The organism is Deltaproteobacteria bacterium (assembly GCA_030654105.1).
In the GTDB taxonomy this organism is placed as follows: domain Bacteria; phylum Desulfobacterota; class SM23-61; order SM23-61; family SM23-61; genus JAHJQK01.
This window is the reverse complement of the sequence record JAURYC010000316.1, coordinates 1-7,943: the sequence shown is the minus strand read 5'-3', so window position 1 is coordinate 7,943 and position 7,943 is coordinate 1. Positions and strand designations below refer to the sequence as shown.

Here is a 7,943-nt window from a genome sequence, read left to right as displayed (position 1 = left end):
TTCTTCCTTCCCCGCCCTATTCAATCGAAATCAGGATGGGCACTTCATTCCTGAAGTTCTCTATGGCCGAATTCTTTTCCCAGGTGGACAAAGTCCCCTTGAAGACCGCCAAGGGGACTCCGTTTCGCCGGAGCAACTCCGTCAGGTAATCAATGCTCTTAATGAACTGGGTGAAAATGACTATTTTCTCTGAAGGGTTACTTTGAACGATATCCATAAGTGCTTTTCCTTTAGAACCATCATGCAACCCGTGGATCCATTCCATGACCTCCTGCTTGTGGTGGTCGTGGGGCAGGCGAAGGAGGCTTTCTCTCAAGGCACTCGGACTGCTGCCGGCCTCCCGCAACAGGAGAGTGACCGTCTGCCGGTTCAACCCGGCGCTGCGGAGATAATCATTCAACCCCTGGTATATTTTTCGTTCCGGCCCGGTGGGTTCAATCCGCAGAGTCGTGGCATATCTTCTGGGAAGCTTCAGGTCAATGGCGCTCCTGGTGTTGCGGATCATCACTTCCCTCAGAAGCTCCCTCAGTTTGTCCTTATTGGCCGGGGTTCGGAGGTTCCCCTTCACCAGGTACTCCTGGCGAAAGAGCTTTTCCGTCTTGAATTGCCCTGGTTTCAACAGGGTGATGAGGTTGAAGAGTTCGATCAGATTGTTCTGTAAGGGCGTGGCGGAAAGCAGAAGGATATATCTTTTCTGGATCTGGTTGACCAGTTTCCAGGCTAAAGTTGACCTGTTCCTTAAATGATGGGCCTCGTCGACGACCAGAAGATCGAAGAACTCCCGGGTTACCAGGGGCATATTCCTTTTACTTTTGGCTGTATGGAGGGAGGCGATGATGTATTTCCCTTTCCAGAATTTTTCGGGATCTTCCAATGCTTCGGGATCGTCAGTGGTTGTAAATTCCATGGCAAATTTTATCTGCATTTCTTCCTTCCACTGGGAAACCAGTGCTGGAGGGGCAAGGATCAGGATATTCCTCGCCATTCCCCGGAGCAGGTATTCCTTGATGACCATCCCTGCTTCAATGGTCTTGCCCAGGCCCACCTCATCACACAGAAGCACCCGCCCCCGAAAATACTTCAGGACTTTCTTCACGGTCTCGATCTGATACCAGAACCTCTCCACCTCGCGGATGGAATTTAAACACAGCAGCTCATCAAAACCACCCTGGATGGTAAGATGCTTGTATTCCATCAGGAGTTTAATCTCTGGCAAAGAGGAAAGAAAACCCGGGGGATTCGTCAAAGAAATTGAGGGATCGGGGGGAGAAATGCTCACGGGGATACTAAAAGAGGGAATCGTGAATGATTCTTTTTCCCTCTCGATGATCGCCCCTTCTTGTTTCTTCTGGGGAGAAGGCAATGCGGAAGGGGGCCAGGCAGTGGCAGGCCCCTGGATATTGTTATCCCTGACGGCGTGGGTTTTAAGGTAAGGAGCGGATTTTTCTGTCCTGGCCGGATGAAACTTCGTTTCCCTTTTTTCCCGGATCACTCTCCACTCATTATACTCCAGCCGGTTTTCGATATAGGAAAAGATCTCCCTGGCTTTTGTTTTATCCTGGGGAGAGGCCTGTTTCCGCAACAGCTCCTTCGCCCGGTCCAGGTATTCCCTGGCCTTGCGATTGTTTCCAAGTTCCACCTCCCCGCGGCTGAGCAGGGCATAGTCCGTCCAAAAGGAGCGGAATTTGGTCAGGTCGATCAGCCAGGATCTCGCCATCTCATACTTCCCCCATTCATGGAGGGAGAAATTCACAATCTCCATCATTAGGTCCACATCTCCGGGAAATTGGTGAAGGAGGCTCTCCAGGCAATGATAAGCTTTCTTAAAATTACCTTTCTCGGCAAAGCGTTGATAAGCCTGGTAGGTATCTTTGGGCGTTCGGAATTGCACTTTAAAAATATTTCCTTCAGGTGCAGGAATCCATTTGGGTGATGATACTGAACTTCTTAGCGCATAATTCGCCAAAATACAACCCCCTTTTCCGGCATCACAGTCCAAAACGAAGCGGACAAGGCCAGCGGATGTTTTGACTCCTGCTCCAAGAAAGGATAAAATTTAATAATGAAATTCATTGCCGACCGGACCTTGGGAAAGTTGGCCCGCAAGCTCCGGGTTTTGGGGTTTGACGCCGTATACTGGGGAGGGGGAAATCTTGAAGGGGCATTCAAGGCGGCCCTCATGGAAGGCAGGGTACTTCTGACCCGGAGTCGAAAAATTCGGGAAAAATCCGGGGATCTTCAAGTTTTGGTGATCGAGGCCAATAACCCGCGGGAGCAGATTCGGGAGACACTCTCCAAACTCCAATTGCAACCGGCGGCAGAGAAATTTTTTTCCCGCTGCCTGATGTGCAATCAGGATCTTTTGTCCATTCCCAAAGAAGAAGCGGAAGGAAAAGTGCCGGATTTCATCTATAGGTTGTATGATTCCTTCCATGTCTGCCCGCGTTGTCATCGGCTTTACTGGCCGGGGACTCATTTACAGAAGATGAAAAAAGAAATGGAAGGAGCAATTACCGGAGATTGACGGGAGCGGATTGAATGGTTAATATTAAAAAAGGAAGGGGGTAGATCCTATGGCACTATGGGATATGATCAGAAAAGGAGCAGAGGAAGGTTTGGAAGCATTGAAGGAAGGCGTGGCCGTTTTCATGGCTGAGGCTGGAAAACAGAGTAAAATCATTAAGAAAAAAGTGGAACTGGCTTCGGTTCAGAATAATGTACGTAAAACTTTCATTCGCTTGGGAAGCGTGGTATACGACATGCACACGCGAGGTGAACAAGAGGTCTTTGGCCGTGAAGACGTAAAGATTTTAATCGATCAGGTTGACAGCTATAAGGCAAGAGTACGAGAAATCGAATTGGAGATCGAAGCCATTAAGAAAGAAGAAGGGCCCAAAATTCCCGAGGAAACTTCCGGGAAGGAAACCCCGCCTCCCCTTAATCCACCGAGTTGATGGGCGTCCGAGACTTCTCGGAAGAGGCAGAAACCTTCTGGGCTGCACAATCGGAAGGGTCCCCCTGAGCTTTTTCCAGGGCATGTTTTAATACGGGGAGGAGGACGGTAAGGTTTTCCCTCACGGCGCCGGGGCTTCCTGGAAGATTGATGATCAGAGACCGGCCGCGAATTCCGGAGGTAGCCCTGGAGAGCATGGCCAGCGGGGTGATTTTCATCCCTTCAGCCCGCATGGCCTCGGCGATTCCGGGGACTTCTTTATGCAGGACTTTGCGGGTGGCCTCGGGAGTTACATCCCGGGGGCTTAACCCGGTCCCCCCCGTCGTAAGAAGTAAGTCCACTTTTTTCCGGTCCACGTATTCCACCAATTTTTGAACGATAATCTCTTCTTCATCCGGAATGACTTCGTAGGCGTCCACTCTGGCCGGTAGTTCGGAGATGATCCGGCGAATTTCCGGGCCGCTCAGGTCTTCCCTCTCCCCCCGGGACCCTTTATCACTGATGGTCAGAATCCCCACCGAGAACATGGATCTCATCTCCCACTTTGATTTCGCCCCCTGCCAGAACCTTGGCAAAGATTCCCTCTTTGGGCATCACGCAGTCACCGGCTTGATAATAGATGGCGCAGCGGGTGTGGCAAATTTTGCCGATCTGGGTTACTTCTAAGAGGGAGCTTTGGCCGATTCTGAATCTCGTTCCTACGGGAAGCTTCAGCAAGTCTAAACCTTGCGTGGTAATATTTTCGGCGAAATCCCCGGGCCCCACTTTCAACCCCAACCGAACCATTTTGTTTATGGATTCCATAGCCAGCAGGCTGACCTGGCGGTGCCATTCCCCGGCGTGGGCATCGTCTTTCAATCCAAAGGCGGGAACCAGGCAGGATTGTCCCACGTTGGATTTCCGAGTTCCTTTTTCCTTACTGATATTGACGGCCGAAACTATTCCCCGGCGATTCACGAAGTGACTCCCCTTTTGGCCTGGATTTGGAAGGCGGCCCGGTTTAAAACGGAGGATATGTTCTTATTCCGCCGCACAGCTTTGAGATCGTTGTCATGGATATGTTCCAGGAGGCGAATGGCGATGGGCAGGGGGGTCTTGGGGTTGTTGACCAGGGCCAGCTTGACAGGGTAGTTTTTTATCCATTTTTTGTTATTGGCAATGTATTTATAAATATCGTTCGGTAGATTTCTATGCTGGGCGTAAATTAAAATATCATTATCAGTCAGCCTCGGGCTGCGCATGACCGCCATGGGAATGACTTTATTCCGGTCGAGAATGAGAATGTTTCTTGCTTCCCGGTTGCCGAGCATGGCCAGGCGGATTTTTTCCGGGATATTCATCTTGAGGATTCTTTGGTAGAGGTTCTGGCGTTGTTCATCATTCAAATTTTCCTGGAAGTCGTAGATCAAATCCGGAGAAAATTGGGCGGCGTCCTCCTCCTTGACGACAATCTTGTCCAGGAGGCCTTCTTCTTCTGAGGGAAGAGGTTGTTCTTGGTCCTTATTGTCTAAAATGGGTTCTGCGGACATCTTTGCCCTATGGGATAACAAAGCCGGGGGCCAGCCCGGGCAAGAGGCTTAGGATTAATTCTGCTGGGCTTTAGCCGCGGCCACAATTTTTTCAGTCAAATGGGAAGGGACTTCCTCGTAATGGGATAATTCCATGGAAAAAGTTCCACGACCACTGGTCATGGAAGTGATGTCAGGGGCGTATTTTAAAACTTCAGCCAGAGGGACCTGGACCTTGATGATCTGGCCCTTGGAACGCGGCTCCACCGCCAAGACGCGGCCCCGCCGACTGTTGAGGTCGCCGATGACATCTCCCATATATTCATCGGGAACGACCACTTCCATGTTCATGATCGGTTCCAGGAGAACCGGGTTGGTCTCCATAACGCCTTTCTTAAAGGCCATCAAAGCAGCGATCTTGAAGGCTATTTCCGAAGAATCGACCTCGTGAGATTTTCCGTCGTAGAATTTTACTTTGATGTCTACCACGGGGTAGCCGGCCAGGACTCCACTTTGCATGGCTTCGGCAACCCCTTTCTCTACGGCTGGGACGAAGTTGCGGGGAACGTTCATGCCCACGAGGGCATTCTTGAATTCAACCCCAGCGCCTCGCTGGAGGGGAGAAAGTTCAAAATGGACCTCGGCAAACTGCCCTCGGCCTCCGCTCTGTTTTTTATGGCGGTAGATAATCCCGCTTTTGGTGGTTTTAATTGTTTCTTTGTAAGGGATCTTCGGGGTTTTCAGGTTTACCTCCACTCCAAATTTGCGTTTCAGCTTTTCTACGGTGACTTCTACGTGGACCTGTCCCATGCCGAGAAGGATGAGTTCTTTGGTCTGTTCATCCCGTTGGAATTTGATCGTTGGATCTTCTTCGCTCAAACGAGCAAGAGAGATGGTGATTTTTTCTTCGTCCCCCTTGGATTTTGGCTCCACGGCGAAGGAAACCGGGGGAATCGGCAGGGAGATCCCCTGGTAGAGGATGGGCTTCTTTTCATCGCCAAGCGTGTCCCAGGTGGTTGTCTCACGCAATTTGGCCACCGCCACGATGTCCCCGGGGCCTGCGGATTCAATAGATTTTTGGTTCTTCCCTTCCAATTGAAGAATCTGGCCAAACCGTTCTTTGGCGTCCTTGTTGGCGTTGTAAAGATTAGAATCGGACTGGAGGTTTCCGGACCAGACCCGAAAAATGGTCAATTTACCGGCGTAGGGATCAGCAATGGTTTTGAAAACGAAGGCCGAAAAAGGTTCCTCTTCCAGAGGCTGCCGGCTTTCCTCTTCCTTGGTCGTTGGATGGATACCCTTGGCGGGCCCTCGATCGATCGGGGAAGGCAGACATTGGATGATGGCATCGAGGAGAGGTTGAATTCCCGTGTTTTTCAAGCCTGAGCCGCAGAGGATGGGGAAAATGGTTTTGTTCAAAACGCCTTTTCTCAGCCCTTGAGATAACTCTTCCGGAGATAGTTCTTGGCCTTCAAGATATTTTTCCAGCAGGGCATCATCCGATTCGGCAATGACTTCAACCAGTTTCTCCTTGGCGTTTTTCACCTCGGCTTGCAGGTTGGAAGGAATTTCATCCTCCCGGATTTTACCGCTGGAGTTATTTTCAAAATAAAAGGCTTTCATCGTCATTAAATCCACCACTCCAGCAAAAGAGCCTTCGGAGCCGATGGGAAGGGTTAGGGGAATTGCCTTGGGAGTAAGGATCTTTTGAATATCGGCCAAGGATTGAGAGAAGCTGGCACGTTCCCGTTCCATTTTAGAAATGAAGAATAAACGAGAAAGCCCGAATTGGGAGGCATACTCCCAAACTTTTTCAGTCTGTACCTCTACGCCCGAGACGGCGTCTACGACGATGACGACTCCATCAACCGCCTGTAAGCTGTTTTTGGTATCGATGATGAAATTGGCATCCCCCGGCGTGTCGATGATATTGATTTTATGCTTGTTCCATTCCAGATGATTAAAAGAAGAACTTATGCTCAAGCTGCGCTTGATCTCTTCAGGCTCGAAATCCATAACAGAGCTTCCATCATCAACTCGCCCCAGACGATCTGTAACCCCACCGTCGAAAAGCATAGCTTCAGCCAGGGTCGTCTTCCCGGCTTTTCCGTGGGCGATGATGGCGATATTGCGCAGGCGGTTGGTCTCGTATTTCTTCATACCCTCTCCTTATTTTTATTGGATCTTCAAAATAATTTATATTATGATAAAAAGTCAAGCTAAATCAAGAGGGACAAAAGGAGGCTGGAGAAGCGCACTCGAGCCCATGACTTCTTTTTAAGTTGAGATATTGAAGAAATTTGTTAGTATAAATTCTTATTTATGGCGGCTGGCGAATGAAGGCACTGATCGACAGGTTTTTAGATCATCTGCATATTGAAAGAAATGCGTCGGTCCATACCCTGCGGAGCTATGCTGCCGACCTTGAGCAATTTAGAAATTTTTTATTATCCAAGGAGCTCTATACCGACGAAAAAACCGGAGACGTCCCCGTGGAGAAGATCGACCATCTGGCGATTCGTGCCTATCTGAGCCATCTCTTCCGGGATTGTAAGAAATCCTCATTGGCTCGCAAAATCGCTGCGCAGAGAAGTTTTTTCAGGTACCTGGTGGGAGAGGGAATCTTGTCGCAGAACCCGGCGGAAATGGTATCTACTCCCAAGCAGGATAGGCCTTTGCCTATTTTTCTGCCGGTGGATGAAGTCTTTGCGCTGGTGGAAACCCCCGACATTTCTACCATCTGGGGGGCAAGGGATCGGGCCATCTTGGAAGTTCTTTACTCCTGCGGCATCCGGGTTAGTGAACTCGTCGGCTTGAGTGACGGGGATGCCGACTTTTTTTTGGGCATCTTGAAAGTCTATGGCAAAGGGGGGAAGGAGAGGATCGTCCCCATCGGAGCAAAAGCCTTGAAGGCCTTGCAAGAATACTTGCCGCAAAGGGACCGGGTACTCGCTCGCCGGAACCTGAAGGGGTCCCAATCTCCCTTTTTCATTAATCCCCGGGGGGGACGACTTACTACCAGGAGCGTGGCCCGCATCCTGCAAAAACACATCTTGAAGTGCGGATTGTTGCGCAAGATCAGTCCCCATGCCCTGCGCCATTCTTTCGCCACCCATCTTTTGGATGCGGGGGCAGACCTGAGGTCTATTCAAGAAATGTTGGGGCACGTGAGCTTATCCACAACCCAGCGGTACACCCACATCAGCATGGACAAGTTGATGGATGTATATGACCGGGCCCATCCGCGGGCGAAGTAAAAATCTTTGGCCCCAGAGGCCACAGAGAACACAGAGAAAAAGTTAAAATAAAAATAAAACATCAAAAATTAACATTCGGCTGAATTTTTATTTTGCTTTTTGTAGTTCATTTTTTGATTCATCTCTGTGTCCTCTGTGGCAGGAGAAAAGAAAAAAATGACTAAGGCAATGGAAAAGATGATCGGGACGACGGGGATCGTCGTCCGGCATAAAGGGAAAGTCGCC

The 7,943-nt window shown here is 49.9% G+C and carries 8 protein-coding genes; 3 read left to right on the top strand and 5 right to left on the bottom strand.

What is annotated here, in order from left to right; genetic code table 11:
* Positions 1 to 16: 16 nt before the first annotated feature.
* Positions 17 to 1,891, bottom strand: coding sequence for an SNF2-related protein (locus Q7V48_13850; GenBank protein ID MDO9211810.1), 1,875 nt, complete (start codon positions 1,889 to 1,891; stop codon positions 17 to 19).
* 171 nt (positions 1,892 to 2,062) lie between these two features.
* Between Q7V48_13850 and Q7V48_13845 the strand changes: the two genes are divergently transcribed.
* Together Q7V48_13845 and Q7V48_13840 are read left to right on the top strand one after the other, a co-directional pair.
* Positions 2,063 to 2,524, top strand: a complete 462-nt coding sequence (locus tag Q7V48_13845; GenBank protein MDO9211809.1) for a Mut7-C RNAse domain-containing protein — start codon at positions 2,063 to 2,065, stop codon at positions 2,522 to 2,524.
* A gap of 49 nt (positions 2,525 to 2,573) precedes the next feature.
* A complete protein-coding gene (locus tag Q7V48_13840; GenBank protein MDO9211808.1) occupies positions 2,574 to 2,954 on the top strand; it encodes a hypothetical protein in 381 nt (126 codons plus the stop codon).
* Here Q7V48_13840 and Q7V48_13835 read toward each other — a convergent pair.
* Genes Q7V48_13835 through fusA form a run of 4 tightly spaced genes read right to left on the bottom strand, consistent with a single transcriptional unit; the run spans position 2,938 to position 6,621 of the window.
* A complete protein-coding gene (locus tag Q7V48_13835) occupies positions 2,938 to 3,480 on the bottom strand; it encodes a MogA/MoaB family molybdenum cofactor biosynthesis protein (GenBank protein ID MDO9211807.1) in 543 nt (180 codons plus the stop codon). The genes Q7V48_13840 and Q7V48_13835 overlap by 17 nt on opposite strands.
* Positions 3,449 to 3,910, bottom strand: a complete 462-nt coding sequence (locus tag Q7V48_13830; GenBank protein ID MDO9211806.1) for an MOSC domain-containing protein — start codon at positions 3,908 to 3,910, stop codon at positions 3,449 to 3,451. The genes Q7V48_13835 and Q7V48_13830 overlap by 32 nt, the downstream gene beginning before the upstream one ends.
* Positions 3,907 to 4,482 carry a hypothetical protein gene (locus Q7V48_13825; protein ID MDO9211805.1) on the bottom strand — a complete coding sequence of 192 codons (576 nt, stop codon included), beginning with the start codon at positions 4,480 to 4,482 and terminating at the stop codon, positions 3,907 to 3,909. The genes Q7V48_13830 and Q7V48_13825 overlap by 4 nt, the downstream gene beginning before the upstream one ends.
* Before the next feature lie 54 nt (positions 4,483 to 4,536).
* Positions 4,537 to 6,621, bottom strand: a complete 2,085-nt coding sequence (gene fusA, locus Q7V48_13820; protein MDO9211804.1) for an elongation factor G — start codon at positions 6,619 to 6,621, stop codon at positions 4,537 to 4,539.
* Between the two features lie 176 nt (positions 6,622 to 6,797).
* Here fusA and xerC point away from each other — a divergent pair, with 176 nt between their 5' ends.
* The gene (gene xerC, locus Q7V48_13815) at positions 6,798 to 7,718 is read left to right on the top strand and encodes a tyrosine recombinase XerC (GenBank protein MDO9211803.1); all 921 of its coding nucleotides are present in this window, start codon (positions 6,798 to 6,800) and stop codon (positions 7,716 to 7,718) included.
* Positions 7,719 to 7,943: the final 225 nt, after the last annotated feature.

Excerpts from the sequence above, each read along its gene's own strand:
- Q7V48_13845 (MDO9211809.1), top strand. The coding sequence starts at position 2,063 with ATGAAATTCATTGCCGACCGGACCTTGGGAAAGTTGGCCCGCAAGCTC.
- Q7V48_13840 (MDO9211808.1), top strand. The coding sequence starts at position 2,574 with ATGGCACTATGGGATATGATCAGAAAAGGAGCAGAGGAAGGTTTGGAA.
- Q7V48_13835 (MDO9211807.1), bottom strand. The coding sequence starts at position 3,480 with ATGTTCTCGGTGGGGATTCTGACCATCAGTGATAAAGGGTCCCGGGGG.
- Q7V48_13825 (MDO9211805.1), bottom strand. The coding sequence starts at position 4,482 with ATGTCCGCAGAACCCATTTTAGACAATAAGGACCAAGAACAACCTCTT.
- fusA (MDO9211804.1), bottom strand. The coding sequence starts at position 6,621 with ATGAAGAAATACGAGACCAACCGCCTGCGCAATATCGCCATCATCGCC.
- xerC (MDO9211803.1), top strand. The coding sequence starts at position 6,798 with ATGAAGGCACTGATCGACAGGTTTTTAGATCATCTGCATATTGAAAGA.